The 20,952-nt window shown below is 63.0% G+C and carries 25 protein-coding genes; 8 read left to right on the top strand and 17 right to left on the bottom strand.

The annotated features are described in order from the left end of the window. Window positions 1-23 precede the first annotated feature (23 nt). Window positions 24-1,280, bottom strand: coding sequence for an adenylate/guanylate cyclase domain-containing protein (locus AC2FLM_RS15535; protein WP_496859054.1), 1,257 nt, complete (start codon window positions 1,278-1,280; stop codon window positions 24-26). Between the two features lie 214 nt (window positions 1,281-1,494). Further along, entirely contained in the window at window positions 1,495-1,701 is a 207-nt protein-coding gene (gene rpsU, locus AC2FLM_RS15530; RefSeq protein ID WP_008207378.1) for a 30S ribosomal protein S21, read from the bottom strand. A gap of 109 nt (window positions 1,702-1,810) precedes the next feature. Here rpsU and AC2FLM_RS15525 point away from each other — a divergent pair, with 109 nt between their 5' ends. Then, window positions 1,811-2,500: a COQ9 family protein gene (locus AC2FLM_RS15525; RefSeq protein WP_496859053.1), complete on the top strand. Its 690-nt coding sequence runs from the start codon at window positions 1,811-1,813 to the stop codon at window positions 2,498-2,500. A gap of 57 nt (window positions 2,501-2,557) precedes the next feature. On the opposite strand, the gene AC2FLM_RS15520 is transcribed toward AC2FLM_RS15525, so the two are convergent. The 5 genes from AC2FLM_RS15520 to AC2FLM_RS15500 all read right to left on the bottom strand — a co-directional run bounded on the left by AC2FLM_RS15520 (window position 2,558) and on the right by AC2FLM_RS15500 (window position 6,098). Next, a complete protein-coding gene (locus AC2FLM_RS15520; protein WP_496859052.1) occupies window positions 2,558-3,472 on the bottom strand; it encodes an OmpA family protein in 915 nt (304 codons plus the stop codon). Continuing rightward, entirely contained in the window at window positions 3,469-4,041 is a 573-nt protein-coding gene (locus AC2FLM_RS15515) for a peroxidase-related enzyme (RefSeq protein ID WP_234142361.1), read from the bottom strand. Before AC2FLM_RS15515 ends, AC2FLM_RS15520 begins: the two co-directional genes overlap by 4 nt. Then, window positions 4,038-4,763: a GNAT family N-acetyltransferase gene (locus tag AC2FLM_RS15510; RefSeq protein ID WP_496859051.1), complete on the bottom strand. Its 726-nt coding sequence runs from the start codon at window positions 4,761-4,763 to the stop codon at window positions 4,038-4,040. Before AC2FLM_RS15510 ends, AC2FLM_RS15515 begins: the two co-directional genes overlap by 4 nt. Next, complete coding sequence (locus AC2FLM_RS15505; RefSeq protein WP_234142359.1) at window positions 4,760-5,482, bottom strand: molybdopterin-binding protein; 723 nt, start codon at window positions 5,480-5,482, stop codon at window positions 4,760-4,762. The genes AC2FLM_RS15510 and AC2FLM_RS15505 overlap by 4 nt, the downstream gene beginning before the upstream one ends. Window positions 5,483-5,549: 67 nt before the next feature. Beyond that, window positions 5,550-6,098: a TetR/AcrR family transcriptional regulator gene (locus AC2FLM_RS15500; protein ID WP_496859050.1), complete on the bottom strand. Its 549-nt coding sequence runs from the start codon at window positions 6,096-6,098 to the stop codon at window positions 5,550-5,552. A 109-nt stretch (window positions 6,099-6,207) separates the two neighbouring features. On the opposite strand from AC2FLM_RS15500, the gene AC2FLM_RS15495 reads away from it, so the two are divergent. The 3 genes from AC2FLM_RS15495 to map all read left to right on the top strand — a co-directional run bounded on the left by AC2FLM_RS15495 (window position 6,208) and on the right by map (window position 8,590). After that, window positions 6,208-6,963, top strand: a complete 756-nt coding sequence (locus AC2FLM_RS15495; protein ID WP_496859049.1) for an SDR family NAD(P)-dependent oxidoreductase — start codon at window positions 6,208-6,210, stop codon at window positions 6,961-6,963. Between the two features lie 39 nt (window positions 6,964-7,002). Then, window positions 7,003-7,695 (top strand): DNA/RNA nuclease SfsA, encoded by a 693-nt coding sequence (gene sfsA / locus AC2FLM_RS15490; protein ID WP_496859048.1) that lies wholly within the window; start codon window positions 7,003-7,005, stop codon window positions 7,693-7,695. Between the two features lie 85 nt (window positions 7,696-7,780). Next, on the top strand, window positions 7,781-8,590 hold the full coding sequence (gene map / locus AC2FLM_RS15485; protein WP_496859047.1) for a type I methionyl aminopeptidase: 810 nt from the start codon (window positions 7,781-7,783) through the stop codon (window positions 8,588-8,590). Between the two features lie 100 nt (window positions 8,591-8,690). Here map and AC2FLM_RS15480 read toward each other — a convergent pair whose 3' ends face one another. The 3 genes from AC2FLM_RS15480 to AC2FLM_RS15470 all read right to left on the bottom strand — a co-directional run bounded on the left by AC2FLM_RS15480 (window position 8,691) and on the right by AC2FLM_RS15470 (window position 11,194). Next, the gene (locus tag AC2FLM_RS15480; RefSeq protein WP_496859046.1) at window positions 8,691-9,338 is read right to left on the bottom strand and encodes an HAD family hydrolase; all 648 of its coding nucleotides are present in this window, start codon (window positions 9,336-9,338) and stop codon (window positions 8,691-8,693) included. An 87-nt stretch (window positions 9,339-9,425) separates the two neighbouring features. Further along, window positions 9,426-9,986: a 16S rRNA (guanine(966)-N(2))-methyltransferase RsmD gene (gene rsmD / locus AC2FLM_RS15475; protein WP_496859045.1), complete on the bottom strand. Its 561-nt coding sequence runs from the start codon at window positions 9,984-9,986 to the stop codon at window positions 9,426-9,428. Next, window positions 9,983-11,194, bottom strand: coding sequence for an NAD(P)/FAD-dependent oxidoreductase (locus AC2FLM_RS15470; protein WP_496859044.1), 1,212 nt, complete (start codon window positions 11,192-11,194; stop codon window positions 9,983-9,985). The genes rsmD and AC2FLM_RS15470 overlap by 4 nt, the downstream gene beginning before the upstream one ends. A 98-nt stretch (window positions 11,195-11,292) precedes the next feature. On the opposite strand from AC2FLM_RS15470, the gene AC2FLM_RS15465 reads away from it, so the two are divergent. Continuing rightward, window positions 11,293-11,778: a peroxiredoxin gene (locus AC2FLM_RS15465; protein WP_496859043.1), complete on the top strand. Its 486-nt coding sequence runs from the start codon at window positions 11,293-11,295 to the stop codon at window positions 11,776-11,778. Between the two features lie 4 nt (window positions 11,779-11,782). Here the strand turns inward: AC2FLM_RS15465 and AC2FLM_RS15460 are convergent, their stop codons facing one another. Beyond that, the gene (locus tag AC2FLM_RS15460) at window positions 11,783-13,003 is read right to left on the bottom strand and encodes an MFS transporter (protein WP_496859042.1); all 1,221 of its coding nucleotides are present in this window, start codon (window positions 13,001-13,003) and stop codon (window positions 11,783-11,785) included. Window positions 13,004-13,070: 67 nt separating this feature from the next. On the opposite strand from AC2FLM_RS15460, the gene AC2FLM_RS15455 reads away from it, so the two are divergent. After that, the gene (locus AC2FLM_RS15455) at window positions 13,071-13,493 is read left to right on the top strand and encodes a helix-turn-helix domain-containing protein (RefSeq protein ID WP_496859041.1); all 423 of its coding nucleotides are present in this window, start codon (window positions 13,071-13,073) and stop codon (window positions 13,491-13,493) included. Here the strand turns inward: AC2FLM_RS15455 and AC2FLM_RS15450 are convergent. The 6 genes from AC2FLM_RS15450 to AC2FLM_RS15425 form a co-directional block, all read right to left on the bottom strand. Continuing rightward, on the bottom strand, window positions 13,490-13,783 hold the full coding sequence (locus AC2FLM_RS15450; RefSeq protein WP_234142348.1) for a 4a-hydroxytetrahydrobiopterin dehydratase: 294 nt from the start codon (window positions 13,781-13,783) through the stop codon (window positions 13,490-13,492). The genes AC2FLM_RS15455 and AC2FLM_RS15450 overlap by 4 nt on opposite strands. Continuing rightward, complete coding sequence (locus AC2FLM_RS15445; protein WP_496859040.1) at window positions 13,780-14,967, bottom strand: GNAT family N-acetyltransferase; 1,188 nt, start codon at window positions 14,965-14,967, stop codon at window positions 13,780-13,782. The genes AC2FLM_RS15450 and AC2FLM_RS15445 overlap by 4 nt, the downstream gene beginning before the upstream one ends. A gap of 43 nt (window positions 14,968-15,010) precedes the next feature. Further along, entirely contained in the window at window positions 15,011-15,769 is a 759-nt protein-coding gene (locus AC2FLM_RS15440) for a glycerophosphodiester phosphodiesterase family protein (protein WP_234219866.1), read from the bottom strand. Further along, window positions 15,766-16,224, bottom strand: a complete 459-nt coding sequence (locus AC2FLM_RS15435; RefSeq protein ID WP_234219865.1) for a RidA family protein — start codon at window positions 16,222-16,224, stop codon at window positions 15,766-15,768. The genes AC2FLM_RS15440 and AC2FLM_RS15435 overlap by 4 nt, the downstream gene beginning before the upstream one ends. A 72-nt stretch (window positions 16,225-16,296) precedes the next feature. Then, on the bottom strand, window positions 16,297-17,598 hold the full coding sequence (locus AC2FLM_RS15430) for an HlyD family type I secretion periplasmic adaptor subunit (protein WP_496859039.1): 1,302 nt from the start codon (window positions 17,596-17,598) through the stop codon (window positions 16,297-16,299). Then, a complete protein-coding gene (locus AC2FLM_RS15425; RefSeq protein ID WP_234142343.1) occupies window positions 17,595-19,328 on the bottom strand; it encodes a type I secretion system permease/ATPase in 1,734 nt (577 codons plus the stop codon). Before AC2FLM_RS15425 ends, AC2FLM_RS15430 begins: the two co-directional genes overlap by 4 nt. A 198-nt stretch (window positions 19,329-19,526) precedes the next feature. Here AC2FLM_RS15425 and AC2FLM_RS15420 point away from each other — a divergent pair, with 198 nt between their 5' ends. Both AC2FLM_RS15420 and AC2FLM_RS15415 read left to right on the top strand, forming a co-directional pair. Further along, the gene (locus AC2FLM_RS15420) at window positions 19,527-20,333 is read left to right on the top strand and encodes an MlaA family lipoprotein (RefSeq protein ID WP_234219862.1); all 807 of its coding nucleotides are present in this window, start codon (window positions 19,527-19,529) and stop codon (window positions 20,331-20,333) included. After that, entirely contained in the window at window positions 20,323-20,931 is a 609-nt protein-coding gene (locus AC2FLM_RS15415; RefSeq protein WP_234219861.1) for an MlaC/ttg2D family ABC transporter substrate-binding protein, read from the top strand. Before AC2FLM_RS15420 ends, AC2FLM_RS15415 begins: the two co-directional genes overlap by 11 nt. Window positions 20,932-20,952: the final 21 nt, after the last annotated feature.

Here is a 20,952-nt window from a genome sequence, read left to right as displayed (position 1 = left end):
CTACCCCAGTCTCGCTTTGCAAGTCAGGTCCTTTGCGCCAGCCACCATGTCTCCAGCCTGCCGATCCCCTTGATCTCAACCGCCCCGCGCGGCTCGAAATCATAGGCGTCCTGCAACGCCTCGCGTGCGGCGGCGGTGACCTGGATGCGACCTGCGGCTCCGTGGCTTTCCATTCGGGAGGCGGTGTTTACCGTGTCGCCCCAGACGTCGTAGAACAGCTTCTGGTGCCCGATCACGCCCGCAACCACGGGGCCGGCGTGCAGTCCGATGCGTATCTCGATCGCCTCGTCGATCTCGTCCGATAGGGCGCGCAGGGCGGCGAGCATGTCGAAGGCCATCTCGGCGACGCGATGGACGGGACGGTCGACGGGCTGGGGCAGACCGGCGGCCACCATATAGGCATCGCCGATGGTCTTGATCTTCTCCAGCCCGTGTTTGGCGGCCAGCTCGTCGAAGGTGGAAAAGATGCGGTTGAGAAAGCTCACCAGTTCCTCGGGCGTCATCCGGGCCGAGCGCGGGGTGAAATCGACGATATCGGCAAACAGGATCGCGGTGTGGTCGAGGCTGTCGGCGATGGTCTGATCGGGCGCGTCCTTGAGCCGGGCGGCGATCTCGGTGGGGAGCAGGTTGTAGAGCAGGGCCTCGGAGCGGGCATGTTCGGCTTCGAGCGCGTCTTCGGCGGTTTCGGCTTGAAGAAAAGCGACATAAGCGACCGCTATTGAAAGTATGCACGTCCCAAAAACAGAAAGAATGATCAATGTGGTCTGCAGGCTCTTTGAATTGCCTGCTGCAAGTGCCGGTTCCCCATTGATGAGAAGAATCGCTACAATAGTGCCAGAGCAAATGACTACAGCTGTGGTTAGGTGCGTGCGCCACGCTGGTCCGAGAACCACAAGTATTGCGCCGGGAACGATCAAGAGAAAAAAGTATAGGCCAGACCCCGATCCAAGAAGATAGGTGAGCCAAAAGAAAAAGCCGCACGACCCCAATACGACGTAAAGCAAGGTCAGTGTTTTAGGCAGAGCATGAAAAACAGCGGGCAAACTGAGGTAAAAAATTGTAACAAGGCTGGCGACGAAAGCAGCTGGCCAGAGACGCCAGTCAAAAAGCAAATAACCGGCTACGAAGGCCGATGTATTTAAACCTGCGGTAAGTGAAATAACGTTCAGAGCAAAGTGTTTGCGCCGCTGACGCTTTCCTTCCCCCTCCAGCCCATACTCAAGATACCACGCCAGCCAGCGCGGCAATCGCGATGTGAACTCGGGTTGAACCTCCGCCAAATCCGGCGCCTCCTTGATCGAATGCGCCCAGCCTAGCCCAATCTCGCGCGGCGCGTCAGGTCTTTTGCACCAGCGACGACGCGGCAAGAGCGGCTGAAATGTGATGCCGGAGCCTGTACAAAACGGTCAAAACCCCAAAAAACGACAAACCCCCGAGGCCGGGCCACGGGGGTCGTCAAATAGTGTCATCCAAAGCCGGACGAGAGCGAATGCCTTAGAGCATGCCTTCGCGCTGTGCTTTCTTGCGTGCCAGTTTACGGGCACGGCGGATCGCTTCAGCCTTCTCGCGCGCTTTTTTCTCGGACGGCTTCTCGAAATGTTGCTTGAGCTTCATCTCGCGGAAGACACCCTCACGCTGCAGCTTTTTCTTCAGGGCACGAAGCGCCTGATCGACGTTGTTGTCGCGAACACTAACCTGCATGTGGTTTTCACCACCTTTCTAAGTTGAGTTGCAAGGATTTGCAGGAGCCCGCCGTATAGCAAAGCGGGACCAAGTTGTCTAGATAGGGATCAGAACAAGGAGATCGCCCATGTCCCTGACCTATGAAGAGGCCCGGAACCGCCTGCTGGATGCGGCGCTGGCCCATGTCGCCTTTGACGGCTGGACCGAGGAAACCTTTCGTGCGGCGGTCGCCGATGCCGGGCTGGACATGGATTTCGCCCGCGCCATCTGCCCGCGTGGGGCGGTCGATCTGGCGCTGGCCTATCATGCGCGGGGCGATGCGGCGATGCTGGAACGGCTCGCTGCGGAGGATCTCTCGGACCTCCGATTCCGCGACCGGATTGCGGCGGCGGTGCGGTTCCGGCTTGAGGCGGTCGAGGACAAAGAGGCGGTGCGCCGTGGTGTGACCCTGTTTGCCCTGCCCGCCCATGCGGGCGAAGGGGCAAAGGCGATCTGGCAGACCTGCGATGCGATCTGGACCGCGTTGGGCGATACCTCGGACGACGTGAACTGGTATACCAAACGTGCCACGCTATCGGCGGTCTATTCGGCGACCGTGCTCTATTGGTTGGGGGATGAGAGCCCGGCGCACGAGGCGACTTGGGAATTCCTCGACCGGCGCATCGACAATGTGATGCAGTTCGAAAAATTTAAGGCGGATGTGCAGAAGAACCCGCTGCTGAAACCGTTTCTGGCCGGTCCTAACTGGCTTGCCGCACAGATGAGGGCGCCTCGGGGCAAGGATGATCTGCCCGGTTCGCTGCATCCACGGCACTGATATCGCTCCGGGCGCAAACGAGCCCGGTCAGTCGATGGGTTGGTGTCCCGAGACAGGCTATCGCGACAGCAGTACCGCCTCGACCCGGCGGTTGGCCTCGCGGCCCTCGGGCGTGAGGTTGCTGGCAATCGGGGCGAGATAGCCCACCCCGTCAGCGGCAAGCTGTGCGGCAGGGATGCCGTATTCCTCAATGAGCCGCGCGCGCACCGCCACAGCACGTTTTCGACTCAACTCGATATTGGGTTCCAACCCGCCGACCGTATCGGTGTGCCCGACCAGAACCAGCCGCAGGTCACCATTCCGCAGAAGCAACTGCGCCAGTTCGGCCAGCGTATCGAAAGGCCCGGCGCCCAGCGCATCCGACCCGGTGGCAAAGTCGAGCCCCGACAGGATCACCCTGCCCCGAGTCTGCAACCTCCCGGCAAGATCGAGCGGCACCGTCGCCGCAGCGGGTTTCTCGACCGTGACCGGATCGGTTGCCACCGACCCGGCTGGAAACACCTGGATCAGCTGGACATATGCATCGGGCGGATTGCGGCTGACCAAAAGGCTCAGCGCCTCGTCCCCGCGCATCGCCGACAAAAACCGATAGTCACGCACCGCCACATACATGTCAGGGCTGGGCACCACCTCGGTCGCAAAGCGGAAATCGAAGCCGCCGCAGTTCTCGGCCGGGCAATCGAGGAGGATCTCGTATCCGGCCTCAAGTATCTGGTCGCGCAGCGGGGCGAAGACCTGCAAGGTGGTCTTGGAGCCGATGCTGATCCGCCAGGTGCGCTTTTCGATCCGCCCCTCGAGCTGAACCGAGGGCACCCCCTCGGCCCCGTGTACACCGGTCGGCAAGGCATAGCTGTCAAGCGCGCGAATACGCTCGGTCAGTTGCCGGCTACCCTGCGGCAAGGTCAGGCTCAACTCCTGCGCCAGTGCAGGTGTCGCCGCCAGTGCGGCGCAGAGGGCAAGCCTGACGATCATCGGAATTGTGAATGATACTCGTCATTGGGCACCATCGCCGTGGCGCTGGCGACCCGGTTCGACATGTTATAAAAACCGGCGACATTGGCGATGTCCCAGATGTCGCGGTCGCTGAACCCCACATCGCGCAGGGCCTGGCGATGCTCCTCCTCGATCTCGGCGCTGGCGGTTGTCATCTTGGCGGCGAAATCCAGCATCGCGCGCTGACGCGCATCCAGCGGCGCCACGCGATAGTTCATCACCAGCATCTCACCCAGTTTCGGATCGCCCGACAACTGCCGCACGGCAGCGCCATGCGCGACCAGGCAATAGAAACACTTGTTGATCGACGAAACCACAACCGCGATCATCTCGCGTTCCAGCTTGCTCAGGCCGCTGGGTGCCAGCATCAGGTCGTTATACATCGCGGTAAAGGCATTGAGCTTGGCAATGTCGAACGCGTTCGCCTTCAGCACATTGGGCACCATGCCCAGCTTTTCCACGCAGATGTCGAAATACTTCTGCGTCTCGGGCGGCAACGGGTCCACCATCGGCAGGTCCAGCGCGGTGGGGCGGGTCTGGTCGGTCATACGGTCTCTTTCTCCTCCAGCAGGCGATAATGATACCCTCCGACCAACTGCATGCCGAGAGAGCGGTAGAGCGCGTTGGCGCCCTCGTTCGCCTTGGTGCAGATCACGCTAAGGGTATGGGCGCCGTTGTCCATCGCCCAAAAGGCCGCGCCGCGCATCGCCCATTGGCCCAAGCCCTGACGGCGCTGATGCGGCGGAATCTCCAGCGCATGCAACATGGCGACACCGTCATGGATGGCGACAAACGCCACACCGCCCGGCTTGTCCCGATGCCGCATCAGAAGGCCGGTCTTTGGCCCGGTGACCCGGTCCATCACGGCGAGGCGGGCGGGTCCGATGCCGCCCTGCGCCCATAGCTCTCGCATGATGGCCAGCGGCTCCCACAGGGCAAAGACGGTCACACGCGGGATCGGGATATCGGTCAATTGGGTGACGGGACAAGCATAGATATTGACCGGGTCGATTATAGTGTAACCGCGTTCTTCCAGTGCCATATCCAGCGCCTCGTCACCGGGACGCAGCTGAAACAGCGGCGATTGGTCCATTTGCCGCATCGCGGCCTCGGCGGCGTCGATCTCGCCTTCGGAAACAAGGTCCAGGGCAGAGGCGGCCGAGACCCGCTTGCCGCCACCGCGCCCCTCGCGCAAGGTCAGATTGCCTGCGGTTCGGCGTTCGGCGGCGGGCCAGGTCGCATCGACCACCGCGAACCAGTCAGGCGTCATTGCGCGGTCTCCCGAGCAAGCCGGGTGACCGCGGCGTCGATCTGCGCGCCATCGGTGCCCCGCACCACCACGTTGGCGCCAAACGCGCCGTTGATCTGGAACGGGTAGCACCCGATCGTCAGATCGGGAAAATCCGCAGCAAGCTGCGTCAGGGTGGCGGCGATGTCGCCCTCGCCCCGGTCGATGCGCAGGGTCTGCGACAACAACGGCTCACCGCCGGTCAGTGTCGGCAGGATACTGGCGACCATCGCCTGAAACACGCTGGGGACACCGGCCATGACATGCACATTTCGGATGGTGAAACCGGGCGCCGTGCTGACCGGGTTGTCGATCAGCGTGGCACTATCAGGGATACGGGCCATGCGCAGGCGGGCCGCGTTCAACTCCAGCCCGGTCTTGGCATAATGCGCCTCGAGAAGGGCGCGCGCATCGGCGCGGATGTCGATATGATCGCCAAAGGCGCGGGCGATGCAATCGGCGGTGATGTCGTCATGGGTGGGGCCGATGCCACCGCTGGTGAACACGTGGTCGAACCCGTCGGACAGCGCCCTCACCGCCGCCTCGATGGCGGGAGCGTCGTCGCTGACGACCCGCACCTCTTTCAGGTCGATCCCGTGCTTGGTCAGTTCCCCGGCCAGATGGTACATGTTGGCGTCGCGGGTGCGGCCCGACAGGATCTCGTCCCCGATGACAAGCATGGCGGCAGTTGGGTTTGGCATGATGGGCCCCTTCCCTGAGTTCTGAACCGAAAATATCGGTCCTGTGCCCGCCTGCAAGAGAGCAGCGTCACGCCACCGGCATTTCCGCGCTCAGCGCGCGAACACTTTTGTCGAACAGCGCCATGTCCCCCATGGCGCGCGCCAGGATCATCCCGCCTTCGAGCGTGGCGATGGTGCGGGCGGCGCAGCTGTCCGGATCGACCCTGTTCGCACGGGTAAAAACGCGTGTCAGCCATGCCAGATTGCGTTCAAAGAACCCGCGCGTCTGCCTCGCCACGGGGTTCGGCAGCGACCCGATCTCGGCCCCGAACATACCGCACAGACACATCAGTTCGTCCGTGACCAGGGCCGCGCGATAGGCGTCGATATAGCGCAGCAGCAATTGCGGCGGCTCCCCCTCCTCGGGGTCGCCCAGCGCCTTGAGGAACCTGTTGGCATAGCGTTCCGCCAGGGCGGCCCCCAGATCCTCCTTGGTGGCAAAGTGATAGTGGATGCTGGCCGGCTTCACGCCGATCTCGGCGGCGATCTGACGAAAGCTGAACGCGTTATAGCCGCCCTGCCGCGCCAGTCGCTCGGCACTGTCCAGAATGCGGGTCACCGTGTCGGGTTGGCTCATCTGCCCACGCTCTCGTGATCGGAATATTTTTACCTACCTATAGATAGGGGTTGCAATTACCCGTGCCAATGTCAATTTACCTACCTATCAGTAGATAGGGATTCATCTCATGAACAACAAAACCACCCTGATCATCGGCGGCAGCAGCGGTATGGGCCTGGAAACCGCCCGGCGTATCGTGGCCCAGGGCGGCCATGTCACGCTGGTCGGATCCTCGGCGGCCAAGCTGGAGGCGGCCAAGGCCGAGCTTGGCGCGGCGGCGGATATCATCCGCACCGATCTGACCGACACCGACGCTGTCGAGGCATTGATCACCCGCATCGGCGCCGAGCCGCGCCATATCCACGGCCTCGTCAACACCGCCGGTGTCTTTGCACCGAAACCCTTTCTGGAGCATGAGGCCGCCGATTATGACCGCTACATGAGCCTGAACCGGGCGACATTTCTGCTGACCCAGGCGGTGGCGCGCAACATGGTGGCCCATGGCGGCGGCGCGATCGTGAATATCGGCTCTATGTGGGCCAAACAGGCCGTACGCGCCACGCCGTCCTCGGCCTATTTCATGGCCAAGGCCGGCCTGCACGCGCTGACCCAGCACCTGGCGATGGAACTGGCGCCGCATGGCATCCGGGTAAACGCGGTCTCTCCGGCGGTGGTGGTCACGCCGATCTATGGCGCCTTCATCGAGCCCGAACAGATCGAGGCAACGCTGACCGGTGGCTTCGACGGCTTTCACCCCATTGGGCGTGTCGGCCGACCGGCAGATGTGGCAGCCACCATTCAGCATCTGCTGTCGGACAATACCGCCTGGGTCACCGGCGCGATCTGGGATGTCGATGGCGGGGTGATGGCGGGCGTGGCCTGACCCTTTGCAAGCGGGCGGGGCTGCGATATGCGAGGGGTCATGCAGTTTGCGACCCCGCTTGTCCCCGCCCGCCTGATCCGCCGCTACAAACGCTTTCTGGCCGATTGCCGGCTGGAGGACGGGCGCGAGGTGACCGCCCATTGCGCCAATCCCGGCTCCATGATGGGGCTGGCCGAACCGGGGATGAAGATCTGGCTGGAGCCGAATGACGATCCGAAGAAAAAGCTGAAATTCGGATGGCGGCTGGTCGATCACGAAAACGGCCATTTCACCGGTGTCGACACTTCGGTTCCGAACCGGGCGCTGAAGGCTGCGCTGGAACGTCGCGCGCTTCCAGCGCTGGCCGCCTACGAAACGGTCCGACCCGAGGTGAAATACGGCCAGAACAGCCGCATCGACTTTCTGCTCAGCCAGCCGGGCCTGCCGGATGCCTATGTCGAAGTCAAAAGCGTGACACTCAGCCGACAGCCCGGCCTGGCCGAGTTTCCCGACAGCATGACCGCGCGCGGCGCCAAACATCTGGCGGAACTGGCCATGATGGCACAGCAGGGGCATCGGGCGATCATGCTGTATCTGGTGCAGCGCACCGATTGCGACCGGTTCGCGCTGGCCGCCGATATCGACCCGACCTATGCACGTGCCTTTGATACGGCCCATGCGCAGGGTGTGGAAAAACTGATCCTTACCACCCATATCTCGCCCGAAGAGGTCGAAATCGCCGATATGCTTTGACATATTGCGACCCTGCGCCCTCTGGCACTTTCTGCGCAAGCAGCGTAAACAAAGGTCCGCGCGCAACAAATGGAGCCCCGCACCGATGAAAGAACATCGTGGCCGCCTGACCAAGGATGGCATCCGCATCTACGAACCCGCGGACTTTGCCGGCATGCATGCCGCAGGAGCGGTTGCGGCGCGCATCCTGGACGATATCGCGGAACATGTCTTTCCGGGACAGACCACCGGCGAGATCGACCGGATCATCACCGAGATGGTCGAAGCGGCCGGTGCGATATCGGCGACCATCGGCTACAAGGGCTATCAGCACGCCAGCTGCATCTCGGTCAACCATGTGGTCTGCCACGGTATTCCCGGCGACAAGCGTCTGGGCGATGGCGACATCCTGAACATCGACGTGACCGTGATCGTCGACGGCTGGTTCGGCGACACAAGCCGGATGTATGTGGCGGGCAAATTGCCGCGCAAGGCCGAGCGACTGATCCAGGTCACCCATGACGCGCTGTTCAAAGGCATCGAGATGGTCAAGCCGGGCAACACGTTCGGCGACATCGGCCACGCGATCCAGGCCTATGTCGAGGCCCATCGCATGTCGGTGGTCCGCGATTTCTGCGGGCACGGGCTGGGCCAGGTGTTCCATGCCCCACCCAACGTGCTGCATTACGGCCGTCCCGGTACCGGCGCGGTGCTGGAAGAGGGTATGTTCTTTACCATCGAACCGATGGTGAATCTGGGCCGTCCCGAGACCAAGACCCTGGCCGATGACTGGACCGCGGTCACCCGCGACAAGTCGCTTTCGGCACAGTTCGAGCATTCGGTGGGCGTGACGGCAGACGGGGTTGAAATCTTTACCCTGTCGCCGGGCGGCAAATTCCATCCGACCTATGCCTGACCAGGGCGGAACCGGGGGCCAGCCCCCGGACCCCCGGGATATTTTTGGCAAGAGGAAAAACAAGGCGCGAAGCCGCTGGAAGGGTGCGCGCTCGGACCTGTCAGAGCCCCAGCAACGCCGGAACCTCGGCCATTTCGTGAAACACCTCGGCCCCGAGTTCGCGCAGCCGCGCGCCGTCGTCATGGGCAGCATAGCCAAGGCAGCGCATTCCAGCCCGAATTGCGGCGGTCACACCGCTGGTGCTGTCCTCGATCACCACGCAATCCCTTGCCTGCACCTGGAATTGTCTGGCAGCGGTCTGGAACAGACCCGGATCGGGCTTGGAAACACCTAGTTCATGCGCTGAAAACATGGCATTGGGATGGAACCGCTCCCACAACCCGTTTTGGCCAAGGGTGATGCGCATTTTGCCTTCGCTGCCGTTGGAGGCCACGCAACATCGGATGCCAGCGGTATCCAACCTTTTTAGCAATTCCGGGATACCGGACACCAGCGGCACGCCCTTTCGAAGACAGGCGTATTCCTCGGAATAGACCTGCTCCACCCAATCGTCTGGCAGTTCTGCACCCAGGCTGATCGCCCTTTCCTTTACCCCGGCCATGGAACAGCCAACGAACAGTTCCATCGACTGTTCCGCGGTCAGCGGCAGCCCATGCCGCGTCAGGTTTTCCGCCATTATCCGGTTGGACGTTGGCTCGCTGTCTACCAGAACCCCGTCACAATCGAATATCACCAGTTCATGTCGCATGAGGTGCTCCGAGTTATCCAAACGAGGTCTATCGCGGCCAGGGCGTAGGGGCAAATCAGCAGCAAGCGACGGCATGCCGATCCTGTTTCACCCTGAAACATCCCTCCACATCAGAGATATGTGGGTATCGCCATATTTGCGGGTATCATGAAGGGTGAACCCTTGGGGCGCGGGCATGGGGGCGCTTTCCTCCCACACGATCAGGGCGTCATCAGCCACCCAGCCGCCAGCCAACGCTGCCGCAAGGGCGCGCGCGCCGATTCCCTTGCCATAGGGCGGGTCGAGAAAGATCAGGCCGCAGGGCGCACCGGGATTGGGGCCAAGGCGGGTGGCATCGCGGCGGATCAGCGTGGTGCTGTCACCGCTGCCGGTCAGCGAGATGTTCTTGGTGATCAGCCCCTGCGCCATCCGTCCGTCATCGACGAATGTGACATGCGGGGCCCCGCGCGACAGCGCCTCGAGCCCCAGCGCGCCGGTACCCGCAAACAGGTCGAGCACCTGCGCGCCCTCGATAACATCCAGATGGGTGAGCACGCTGAACAGGCTTTCGCGGACGCGGTCGGTGGTGGGGCGCAGATGCGCGCCCGCATCACCCTTGCCGACCGAGGCCAGCGCCCGGCCCCGGAATGCGCCTGCGATGATCCTCACGCCTTGAGCAGCGGCTTCAGGTCCGCCGACGGGTCGGCCACGACGGCTGGATCGGCGGTCTTGCCGCTGTCGATCAGCCGCTTGCCCACCATATAGGCGCGCGGGTCGTTCATGGCGTCGACCGCCACCAGCTGGTCACCGGTGTAATACCAGAAAGACACCGTCTGCCCTTCGCCTGGACGGGTTACCACCCGGTCATACCCGGTGTTTAGCCCGGCGATCTGCAACTTGACGTCATATTGGTCGGACCAGAACCACGGTTGCGCGACATAGTCCCTGCCCGCGCCCAGCATGTTCTGTGCCACGGTTTCGGCCTGGTCGATGGCGTTGGGTACGCTTTCCAGCCGGATGCGCCCGCCCTTGTACGGGAAAGAGGCGCAATCACCCGCCGCCCAGATCGACGGGTCCGAGGTGCGGCCCTGCGCATCGGTGCGGATGCCGTTTTCGATTTCCAGCCCTGCCGCTTCGGCCAGGGCAGTGGCGGGCGCGATACCGACGCCAACCACCACAAAATCGACCGGCAATTCGCTTCCATCGGTCAGCACCGCGCCGGTTACACTGCCTTGCGCTCCGGTCAGTCGGGTCAGGCCCACGCCCTCGCGGATATCGACGCCGTGGCCGGTATGAAGCGCGCGGAAATAGGCGCTGGTTTCGGGTGCCGCCACCCGTTGCAGGATGCGGTCGGCCATTTCGACCAGCGTCACCTTCACGCCGCGCTTGGCGCAGACAGCAGCGGCCTCAAGCCCGATATACCCGCCGCCCACGATCAGGGCGCGGGCGCCTTCGGTCACCGAAGGCGCCATGGCGTCGATATCGGCCAGATCGCGCACCACATGCACACCCGCCAGATCGCCACCAATGGCGGCGGGCAGGCGCCGCGGTTCGGACCCGGTGGTCAGCGCCAGCTGGTCGTAAGAGATGACCTCGTCACCCAGCGAAACGGTCTTGGCCGCAGGATCAATTGCGCTTACCCGCGTGCCCAACCGGAGTGTGATGTTCTGCTCGGCATAGAAACTCTCGGGCCGCAGGAACAGCCGCTCTTTTTCCATCTCGCCCAGCAGATAGGCCTTGCTAAGCGGCGGGCGCTGATAGGGTGGCACCGCTTCGGCGCCGATCAGGGTGATCTCTCCGGCAAACCCGTCCTTGCGCAGCCGCGCGACCAGAGACGCCCCCGCCTGTCCTGCACCGATCACAACGATATGGCTCATCACTCTGCCCGCCCCGCTTTTTCCCATGGCCTTGTCATAGCTGACAGCTATATGCCGGAGGGACGAGTTCCGCAAATCCAACAGAGAGGTTCACGAGGATGATTTCAGTCGGAGATACGCTGCCGGACGCCACATTCATGGTCTTCAGTGACAAGGGCCCCGAGACGGTCGATCTCGGAGCCAAGCTCAAGGGCCGCAAGGTGGTGATGTTCGGCCTGCCGGGCGCCTTTACCCGTGGCTGTTCCATGACGCATCTGCCCAGCTTCATCCGTACCCGTCAGGCCCTGGCCGACAAGGGCGTGGACGAGGTGATCTGCGTTTCCGTGAACGACCCGTTCGTGATGACGGCCTGGGGCCAGCAAAGCGGCGCGGCCGAGGCCGGTATCACCATGCTGGCCGACCCGACTGCCGAGTTCACCAAGGCCATCGGGCTGGCATTCAGCGCGCCGGTGGTCGGCCTCTACGACCGCTGCCAGCGCTTTGCCCTGATGGCCGAGGACGGCGTGATCAAGGTGCTGAACCTCGAAACCGAGGCCGGCGCCTGCAAGCTGACCGTGGGCGAAGAACTGCTGGAGCAGATCTGACATCTCAGACCGCGTGGCCGCGAATGCGCCTGCGCTGCAAGATACCCGCGATCAGCGCCAGCGCGCTGATCGTTGCCAGCAGCACTCCGGCCCCCAGGTAGAGCCCGTCAAAGCCTATGGCGGCGATGATGGGCAGGCTCAGGAAAGGTGACAGGACCTGGCCCAGGAAGATGGCCGTGGTCAGCAGACCACCGGCGGCCCCCCGACGCCGTGCCGGGGCAATCGCCAGCATCACAGTCACAAATGCGGGCAGCACCCAGGCAAAGCCGATCCCGATGCACACCGCCCCGGCCAGCATAGCGGGAAGCCCTGCCTGGGCCCCGATGGAGGCCATGCCCGTCGCCATGGCACCATATCCCAGCGCCCAGCTCCCGCTCACACCCACCCGGGCGGCCAGTCGGCCATAGACCAGCGCAGCCAGCCCCCCGGCCAGCGTCAGCAGGCCCAGCACCGTGCCGGTCATTACCGCGCTGTCATGGCCGATAGCGTCCAGATAGAACGGGATCTGCGTCGGCATGATGAAGAAGGTCATGTTCGTGACCATCTGGAGCAGCAAGAGGCCAGTCAGGATCAACAGCCAGCTTCGGTGCCCGTCTGTCGCCGAGGCCTTACCGACCTGCGCGGCGACCAGGCGGACCGCACGCGGCAAGGATTGCAGGACAAAGGGCAGGACCAACAGCGGCAAGGCATAGATGGCAAAGGGCAACCGCGGCGACAGCGCCGCCAACACCCCGGCAGTCGAGATGAAGACAAAGCCGCCAAAATTGCGCGCCGAGGTCTGCAAACCGGTCAGCGCCGCCCGCGCCGGGCCGCTGAAGTAGTCCCCTATCAGCGCGGTCTGGGTGGTCATGATCGCGGCCACCGCGATACCCAGAATCAAGCGGCTTACCAGCATGCTCTCCAAGCTCGGCAGCACCAACCCGGCACTGCCCGCAAGAACAAAGAGGGCGATGCCCCAGACAAGCAAGCCGCGCCGCCCGATGCGGTCGGACAGCACCCCAACCAGCGGCGCGACGAACACCACCGCAAGCGAGGGCGCAGGCACCAGCAGGCGGGTCAACAAATCGACTCGTGGATGAGCCGCAAACTCGCGCGCCAGACCGGGCAGCGCCGGGCTGATGGTGGCGTTTGCCATGATGGTCAGCGTCGCCGCCAACAGCAGCGCCTGCGCGCGCCGGTCGTGCCAGATCGCTTGGGCAGGGGGGATTTCGATAGGGGATTTCATGATCGACCTCTTGATCCATTCGCATCAGGCGCGCACTCTGCGAATTCAAGCCAACTTGAGGTCAAGCGTGAAAATCCTGGATATCGGCGAGGTTGCCGCGCAATCGGGCGTGCCGCCCTCGACGCTGCGCTATTACGAGGAACAGGGGCTGATTGCACCCATCGGGCGCAAGGGACTGCGGCGGCAATACGGACCACAGACCCTGCTGCGGCTGACCCTGATCTCGATGGGCAAGGCGGCCGGGTTCAGCCTGCCCGAGATTGCACAGATGCTGGGCCCGGACGGGCGCCCCGACCTGCCCCGCGACGAATTGCACGCGCGCGCCGACGATCTCGGCCGCCAAATCCGGCGCCTGCAACTGTTACAGGATACACTCAGACACGTCGCCGACTGCCCGGCGCCGTCACATCTGGACTGTCGCAGTTTTCAGAAGCTGATTCGCCAGGCCGAGCGGACGGCAGCGCGGGGTGGGAAACACGCGACGCGCTAGCAGAGGCTGTCCATCTTGCGTGCCAGCTTGGCGTCCAGCGCGCTCAGCCCGTCGACATCATGGGTGGTCAGCACCACCGCGACCCGGCCATAGACATTGGACCATTCGGGATGGTGGTTCCATTTCTCGGCCCAGATCGCCACCCGCATCATCCAGCCCATCGCCTCGACGAAATTGTCAAAGGCAAAGGTCTTGGTGATCGCATCGCGGCCATCGACCATGGTCCAGCCATTGGCAAAGAGCGGCCCCAACAGCGGCCCCCGGGTTTCTTCGGACAAACGTTCGGTCATTCCCGCTCCTCTACTTGTGCCCGTCTGAATGGGCCGTAATCGGTCAAGATCTCGATCTCTTCATCCACTGCCGCGCGCTCCGCCTCCAGATACCGGGCCACCGCATCGGCAAAGCCCGGGTCGCCAACCCAATGCAGGCTGTGCGTCACCGCCGGCAGATAGCCGCGCGCCAGCTTGTGCTCGCCCTGCGCCCCGGCCTCGACCCGGGCCAGACCATGGGCGATGGCCCAGTCGATGGCGCGATAATAGCACAGTTCGAAATGCAGGCAGGGGTGATATTCGACGCAGCCCCAATAACGGCCGAAAAGCGCCTCGCGCCCGATGAAGTTCAGCGCGCCCGCCACCGGAACCCCATCGCGTTCGGCCAGCACCAGCACCATGTCATCGGCCATGGTCTGATGCGCGATGTCGAAAAACGCCCGCGTCAGATAGGGCGAGCCCCATTTGCGCGCGCCGGTATCCTGGTAAAAGCGCCAGAACGCATCCCAGTGTTCAGGTCTGAGATCACTGCCGGTCAACGCACGGATCTGGCCACCGAAGCCCTGCGCCTGGGCGCGTTCCTTGCGGATTGCCTTGCGTTTGCGCGACGACAAGGCCGCCAGAAAACCGTCGAAATCGGCATAGCCGTCATTGACCCAGTGAAACTGTTGCGAGACCCGGTGCATCAGCCCCATTTCGGCGCCTGCTTCGGCCTCTGCCTCGGTGCAAAAAGTGACATGCAGGCTGGAGACATTGTTGTTGGTCGCCAGTTGTACCGCGCCCTGCACCAGCGCCGATTGGCCGATACCTTCATATCCCGGACGCACCAGCAGGCGCCGGCCGGTCGCGGGTGTGAACGGAACCGTAATCTGCAGCTTGGGGTAATAGTGCCCGCCTGCCCGTTCATAGGCATGGGCCCAGCTGTGGTCGAAGATGTATTCGCCCTGGCTGTGGGATTTCACATACATCGGCGCGACGGCGATCATCATGCCGTCCAGATGGGCGGTCAGATATTGCGGCTGCCATCCGGTGCCGCGTCCGACCGATCCGCTCTCCTCCAGCGCGCTCAGGAAGCGGTGGGTGGTGAACGGGTCATGCGGCGGGCCACCATCGGCACTTTCGGGACAGGCGCAGGCATCCCAGTCCGCCGCCGCGATCGCTGTCAGCGACGGCACTATCTGAACCTCGATCTGCGCCTGATCCATGCCGGCCTCCTTGCCGGTTAATCTGTGCTGGCGCGCGAAGGGATCAAGCCGCGTAGCCCTCGAAGGTGACATTGTCGGCGACCCGGCGCGCCTCGGCCTCTTGCTCTGCCGAGCGTACCGTCCAGCACAGAACCGGCACACCACGAGACTTCAACTCGGCCAAGCGCGGGCGGGCAAGGTCCTCGACCTCGTGGCTGATGAAGCTGGCGCCAACCCGGTCGTAATCAGGGATGTCGCGCAGCCGCTCGCAGGTCGCCAGCGACAGCGGCCATTCGGCGGGATCGTAGGCGCTGGTCACCAACCCGCGCGGCAGATCGGGGGCGAACCGCGCCATGGCCGCGATACTGTGCGGGTTGAAGGACATGACCGCAACCGGACCGTGATATCCACTCAACGCCTCGGCGGTGGCTTGTTCCAGCGGCCCCACATCCGGCCCCATGCCGCCATCCTGATCCTTGAGTTCGATCAGCAGCGGCACCCGACCCGCCACCAGGTCGAGGATTTCGGTCAACGTCGGGATGCCCTCGCCATCGCCATGCAACAGCGCAATTCCAGCGGCCTCGGCAGCGGAGATCTGACGGATCGGGCCGGGCCGGCCCGTCAGCCGACCCATGTCATAATCGTGGAACACCATCGCCTGCCCGTCGCCTGTCAACTGAAGGTCGATCTCGATCCCATAGCCAACCCCGATTGCCGCGCGGATGGCCGCGCGGCTGTTCTCGGGCCGTCCGGCGGCGATGTCGTGATATCCGCGATGCGCGATGGGCCGCCCCAGCAGGGCGGCGGGCAGTGCTGGCGTCATTTGACCTCGAAGATACCTTCGATTTCGACCGCAACGCCCAGCGGCAGCGCAGCGGCGCTGACGGCGGAACGTGAATGCCGCCCGGCTTCGCCCAGCGCCTCGACCAGGAAATCTGAGGCGCCGTTGATCACCTGCGGCTGCGCGGTGAAATCGGCGGTCGAGTTGACGAAACCTGTCAGTTTGATCACCCGCACCAGTTCGTCGAGGTCTCCACCACAGGCCGCCTTGACCTGCGCCAGCAGATTGATCGCGCAACGACGCGCGGCGGCGGCACCGGCATCGACTTCCATGTCGTCGCCCAGCTTGCCGGTGATCAGGCCATTCTCGTCATTCGAGATCTGACCCGAGACATAGACGATATTGCCGACCTTGACGAAAGGCACATAGTTGGCCGCCGGTGCCGGCGCGTTGGGCAGGGTCACCCCCAGGCTGGCCAGCTTGTCCTCATATCCCATGGCGTGCGTCCTCCTGTTCGCATTGACGGGCGGACGCTAGCCGGGAACGTCCGCCACGAAAAGGGCCAAAGATCAGGTTTCCCGGAACGCCTTGGTAAAATAATCCGCCAGCGGCTTGACCAGATAGTAGATCGGCGATTGGTCCGCAGTGCGAATAAAGGCCTCGACCGGCATGCCGGGGATCAGCACGGCCCCCTCGGGCAGTTTGTCCGCCTCCCCCTCGTTCAGCTGGATTTCGGTGCGATAGTAAGACGCCTGGCTGGCCTCGTCGACAAAGGCATCGGCCGAAACCTGCGTCACGGTCCCGATCAACTCGGGCGTCAGGCGCTGATCCAGCGCGGAAAACCGCAAGGTCACCGGCTGGCCCACGTGAATCTGGTCGATATGGATGGTTTCGACCCGCGCCGCGATGACCAGCGGCCGGTCCTGCGGCACCAGAAACAGCACCGGATCGGCCGGTCGGATGACCGAGCGCGGCGTATGCACCTGCAAGCCATATACGATACCCGAGACCGGGGCCTTGATATCCAGCCGCGACAGCTGTTCCCGCATCGAGCGGCGCTGTTCGGCCACTTCCAGCTCGCGATATTGCAGATCGCGCAGCTGGGTGATCGCCTCCTCGCGCCGGGTCGTGCCCAGCTTCAGGATCTCGATGTCGATCTCGGTGATGCGCCCCTCTTGCTGCGCCTGCGAGGCAATCAACTCGCCCAGCTCCCCTTCAAGCTCGGCCTTGGTCCTTTCGAGGCTGAGAACACGCCCCGCCTGTGCCAAACCCTTGTCCAGCAGCGATTGCTGGCTGATCAGTTCCTGTTCGATCAGTTCCAGCTGCGACCGGCGCGAGCGTTGTTGCGCCACGATCCCCTCGATCTGATTACCGATCTGGCCGCGCCGCTTTTCAAGCTGTTCGGTTTCCTTGGTGACCGATTCCTGCCGCGCCCGGAACAGACGTTCCTGACCATCGATCAGTTCGGCCACTTCGGCGCGACCGCGCGCCGCCTCCAGCAGTTCCTCGTCGAACACGATCTCGGTGTTGCCATCGCGCTCGGCCTCAAGACGGCCACGCCGGGCCATCAGTTCGAACAACTGGCCCTCGGTGATCAGCAATTGCGAGGTCAGCAGATTGGCGTCGAGCCGGATCAGCGTTTGCCCCTCGGCGACGGTGTCGCCCTCGTCCACAAGAATCTCGGCCACCACACCGCCATCGAGATGCTGCACCACCTGCCGGTTACGATCGACCTCGATGCGACCACCGGCAACCACGGCACCTGCGATCTGGCTGAGCACCGCCCAGGTGCCGAACCCGCCGACCAGCACCAGCAGCCCGATCAGGCCCAGAATGATGGGTTTACGGGCCGAGAAGTCTTGCGCGCTCATCGGACGCCCCCCATCGTCTTGTTCTGCTGAATAACCTGATGGTTGGTCACCATCTCACGCAGCACCTTGTCCTTGGGACCAAAGGCCACGCGCGTACCGTGATCGAGAACCAAAAGCATGTCGCATTCCGCAATAGCGGCGGGACGGTGGGCCATGATCAATACGGATTTTCCGGCCTCTTTGAGGGATCTGATCGCCTTGTTCAAGGCGACCGAACCTTCGTTGTCGAGGTTCGAATTGGGCTCGTCCAGAATGACGATCACCGGATCATCATAAAGCGCACGGGCCAGGCCGACCCGTTGCATCTGGCCGCCCGACAGACGCCCGCCCCCGGCGGTGATATGCGTGTCATAGCCATCCGGCAGTTGCAGGATCATTTCATGCACGGCGGCCTTGGTCGCGGCAGCGACCACCTTTTCGGGGTCCGGCGTCCCGCTGAGCCGGGCGATGTTCTCGGCGATCGTTCCTTCGAACAGCTGCACCCGTTGCGGCAGATATCCGATATGCTGGCCCAGAACATCGGCGTCGTACTGGTCGAGCGCGGCACCATCGAGCCGCACCGTACCACCCGCAGGCCGCCAAACGCCGGTCAACGCACGGGCGAGCGTCGACTTGCCCGATCCCGACGGACCGATCACCCCGACCGCCTGTCCCGGCTGTACCGTGAAACTGACCGTCTTCAACTGCGCCCGCGTGTCCCCCGGCGGCACCACGGTCAGCGACTGCACGTCCAGTTTCGCCTTGGGCTTCGGCAGGTCCATGCGCTTGTTCTCTGGCGGTACCTTTTCCAGCAACTCGCTCAGGCCCGACCAGCCCTTGAGCGCGCGCTGAACCACCTGCCATTGGTTCACCATCATCTCGACCGGCGCCAACGCCCGACCCATCAGAATCGAGGCGGCGATCATCGCCCCCGGTGTCACCTCTCCCTGCAAGACGAGATAGGCCCCAAGCCCCAGCATCGCCGATTGCAGAAACAGGCGCAGCGTCTTGGTCAGGGTCGAAAACCGCCCCATGACATCGCCAGCAGTGAGCCCGTCGTTCAGCGATGCCAAGCGGGCCTTGCGCCACCTGCCAAACGCCGCACCGCGCATGCCCATGGATTGGATCGTCTCAGCCTCGGTACGAATCTCGTCTCCCATCTTGCTGGCGCGATTGTTCGCAATGGCGGCGTGCAGGGCGGGCTTGCGCGAGAACAGCTGATTGAATCCCGTAATCGCGATCAGCAACGCTCCGCCGACGACGGCCAACAGGCCAAGCCAGGGATGAAAAATCGCGATCGCGAACAAAAAGATCGGTGTCCATGGCATGTCGAATATCGCCATCGCCACCGGCGAGGCAATGAACCGCTGCACCGATTCGAGATCGGCCAGCCCGGTTTGCGCCACCGGATCCTGTGCCACCGCTGACCGCCGCACCATGGCGTCGAACACGCGCTGGTCCAGCGCCTCCTGAAACCGGGCGCCGGCGCGCGACATCACCCGGCCCCGCGTGTAATCCAGTATGCCCATGACGCCATAGAGAAATACCACCAGCAGCGACAGCGCCACCAAGGTCTGTTCCGACCGACTGCCCAGCACGCGGTCGTAGACCTGCAACATATAGAGCGGCCCGGTCAGCATCAGAAGGTTGGCAAAGAAGCTGAACAAGGCAACGAACCAATAGAGTCCTCGGCTTTGCCGGCGCGCGGCGCGCAGCTCCTCGGCACCGTGAAGATATGATTTTGGTTTCATGTCACCTTGGTTCCAACTTTGCGCATCCTAGACTGGGACACAATTACGATATCCACAGGGCGGGATAGAACCGACCCTGTTTCAAATCCCGGGAAGATAAACTATGTGTCTCCAATGCATCCGTAGAAACACATCCTAGCCACGTTCATTTCAAGCCCGAATCGAATATCAGCTCGCAGGTTACGCACCGAGACCGCCATGCCCAAACTCTCAATCTCCATCTTTCGGTTCAGCCTTGTCCCTTTGCTTGCGGTCCTGACCGCCTGTGCCGGGCCGGCCCCGGATTCGAACGGCGGCGGGCGGGTCCACGACCCTTATGAAAACACAAACCGAGCGATACACAACTTCAACCGGGGGGTCGACAAGGCGTTTTTCCGCCCAGCGGCCAAAGGCTATGTCACGGTTGTGCCCCGTCCGATGGTGAATTCATTCAACATGTTCGCGGAAAACCTGTCGCTGCCCGGACAGGCGGTGGACTATCTGTTGCAGGGAAAGCCCAAGGAAATGGGCACGACCCTGGCCCGTTTTCTGGTGAATTCGACCGTCGGTTTTGCCGGCCTGGCCGATCCGGCCAGCGATTTCGAGATCCCGCGCGCCGATACCGATTTCGGCGAAACCCTGCATGCCTGGGGCTTTGCCGAAGGCCCCTATCTGGAACTGCCGCTCTATGGCCCGTCCACCACACGCGATGCAGTCGGCGTTTTTGTCAATCTGTTCACCAATCCCGTGGACTTTGCCCCGACGCGCCCGATCAACAACCTTGGTCTTTATGCCGAAATCGTCCGGCGCCTGGGTGACCGCGGCCTGTACTCTGACACAGTCGATTCGATTCTCTATGGCAGCTCTGACAGTTACGCCCAGCTTCGCCTGATCTATCTGCAAAACCGCCGATTTGAACTGGCAGGCGACGACGAGGATGCCTATCTGGGTCTCTACACCGACCCCTATGCGGATCCCGGCTCTGCCGCTGCGACCGACCCCTACGAGGACCCTTATGCCGAGTAAGCTCTTCTCCCGCCGCTCCTTCGTCACTACCGTCTGTGCTGGCCTGACTTCTCTGGCACTGCCTTTGCCGGCCTTTGCATTGACCGAGGCACGCGCGGCATCGCTGGTCAACGAGGTGGTGACAGAAATCAACCGAGTGATCGCGTCGGGCAAATCCGAGAGTGCGATGATCCGCGATTTCGAGAAACTGTTTGTTCGCTACGGCGATGTGCCGATCATGGCGCGCTATGCGTTGGGGCCGGACGCACGCACAGCCTCTCCTGCACAGCTGCGGTCCTTTACCCAGGCGTTTCAGGGGTACATCTCGCGCAAATATGGCAAACGGTTCCGCGAGTTCATCGGCGGTGAGGTGACCGTCAAGACCGCGCGCAAGATCAAGGCAGGTTACGAGGTCAAGACCTCGGTCAAGCTGCAAGGTCAGGCACCGTTTGACGTGACCTTTCTGGTTTCGGACAAATCCGGCAAGGACAAGTTCTTCAACATGTTCATCGAAGGGGTGAACCTGTTGTTGACCGAGCGTACCGAGATCGGCTCGATGCTGGATCGACGCAAGGGCGACCTGAACGCGCTGATCCGCGATCTGGCCAGCGCGGGGTAACCCCGCGCCCGGCCCGGACCG

The organism is Ruegeria sp. SAZD011, from assembly GCF_059612545.1.
The sequence above is the reverse complement of the archived record's forward strand: the minus strand, read 5'-3'. Positions and strand labels throughout refer to the sequence as shown.

Coding starts and splice junctions, on each gene's coding strand:
- rpsU (WP_008207378.1), bottom strand. CDS start 1,701: ATGCAGGTTAGTGTTCGCGACAACAACGTCGATCAGGCGCTTCGTGCC.
- AC2FLM_RS15525 (WP_496859053.1), top strand. CDS start 1,811: ATGTCCCTGACCTATGAAGAGGCCCGGAACCGCCTGCTGGATGCGGCG.
- AC2FLM_RS15520 (WP_496859052.1), bottom strand. CDS start 3,472: ATGATCGTCAGGCTTGCCCTCTGCGCCGCACTGGCGGCGACACCTGCA.
- AC2FLM_RS15515 (WP_234142361.1), bottom strand. CDS start 4,041: ATGACCGACCAGACCCGCCCCACCGCGCTGGACCTGCCGATGGTGGAC.
- AC2FLM_RS15510 (WP_496859051.1), bottom strand. CDS start 4,763: ATGACGCCTGACTGGTTCGCGGTGGTCGATGCGACCTGGCCCGCCGCC.
- AC2FLM_RS15505 (WP_234142359.1), bottom strand. CDS start 5,482: ATGCCAAACCCAACTGCCGCCATGCTTGTCATCGGGGACGAGATCCTG.
- AC2FLM_RS15500 (WP_496859050.1), bottom strand. CDS start 6,098: ATGAGCCAACCCGACACGGTGACCCGCATTCTGGACAGTGCCGAGCGA.
- AC2FLM_RS15495 (WP_496859049.1), top strand. CDS start 6,208: ATGAACAACAAAACCACCCTGATCATCGGCGGCAGCAGCGGTATGGGC.
- sfsA (WP_496859048.1), top strand. CDS start 7,003: ATGCAGTTTGCGACCCCGCTTGTCCCCGCCCGCCTGATCCGCCGCTAC.
- map (WP_496859047.1), top strand. CDS start 7,781: ATGAAAGAACATCGTGGCCGCCTGACCAAGGATGGCATCCGCATCTAC.
- AC2FLM_RS15480 (WP_496859046.1), bottom strand. CDS start 9,338: ATGCGACATGAACTGGTGATATTCGATTGTGACGGGGTTCTGGTAGAC.
- AC2FLM_RS15470 (WP_496859044.1), bottom strand. CDS start 11,194: ATGAGCCATATCGTTGTGATCGGTGCAGGACAGGCGGGGGCGTCTCTG.
- AC2FLM_RS15465 (WP_496859043.1), top strand. CDS start 11,293: ATGATTTCAGTCGGAGATACGCTGCCGGACGCCACATTCATGGTCTTC.
- AC2FLM_RS15460 (WP_496859042.1), bottom strand. CDS start 13,003: ATGAAATCCCCTATCGAAATCCCCCCTGCCCAAGCGATCTGGCACGAC.
- AC2FLM_RS15450 (WP_234142348.1), bottom strand. CDS start 13,783: ATGACCGAACGTTTGTCCGAAGAAACCCGGGGGCCGCTGTTGGGGCCG.
- AC2FLM_RS15445 (WP_496859040.1), bottom strand. CDS start 14,967: ATGGATCAGGCGCAGATCGAGGTTCAGATAGTGCCGTCGCTGACAGCG.
- AC2FLM_RS15440 (WP_234219866.1), bottom strand. CDS start 15,769: ATGACGCCAGCACTGCCCGCCGCCCTGCTGGGGCGGCCCATCGCGCAT.
- AC2FLM_RS15435 (WP_234219865.1), bottom strand. CDS start 16,224: ATGGGATATGAGGACAAGCTGGCCAGCCTGGGGGTGACCCTGCCCAAC.
- AC2FLM_RS15430 (WP_496859039.1), bottom strand. CDS start 17,598: ATGAGCGCGCAAGACTTCTCGGCCCGTAAACCCATCATTCTGGGCCTG.
- AC2FLM_RS15425 (WP_234142343.1), bottom strand. CDS start 19,328: ATGAAACCAAAATCATATCTTCACGGTGCCGAGGAGCTGCGCGCCGCG.
- AC2FLM_RS15420 (WP_234219862.1), top strand. CDS start 19,527: ATGCCCAAACTCTCAATCTCCATCTTTCGGTTCAGCCTTGTCCCTTTG.
- AC2FLM_RS15415 (WP_234219861.1), top strand. CDS start 20,323: ATGCCGAGTAAGCTCTTCTCCCGCCGCTCCTTCGTCACTACCGTCTGT.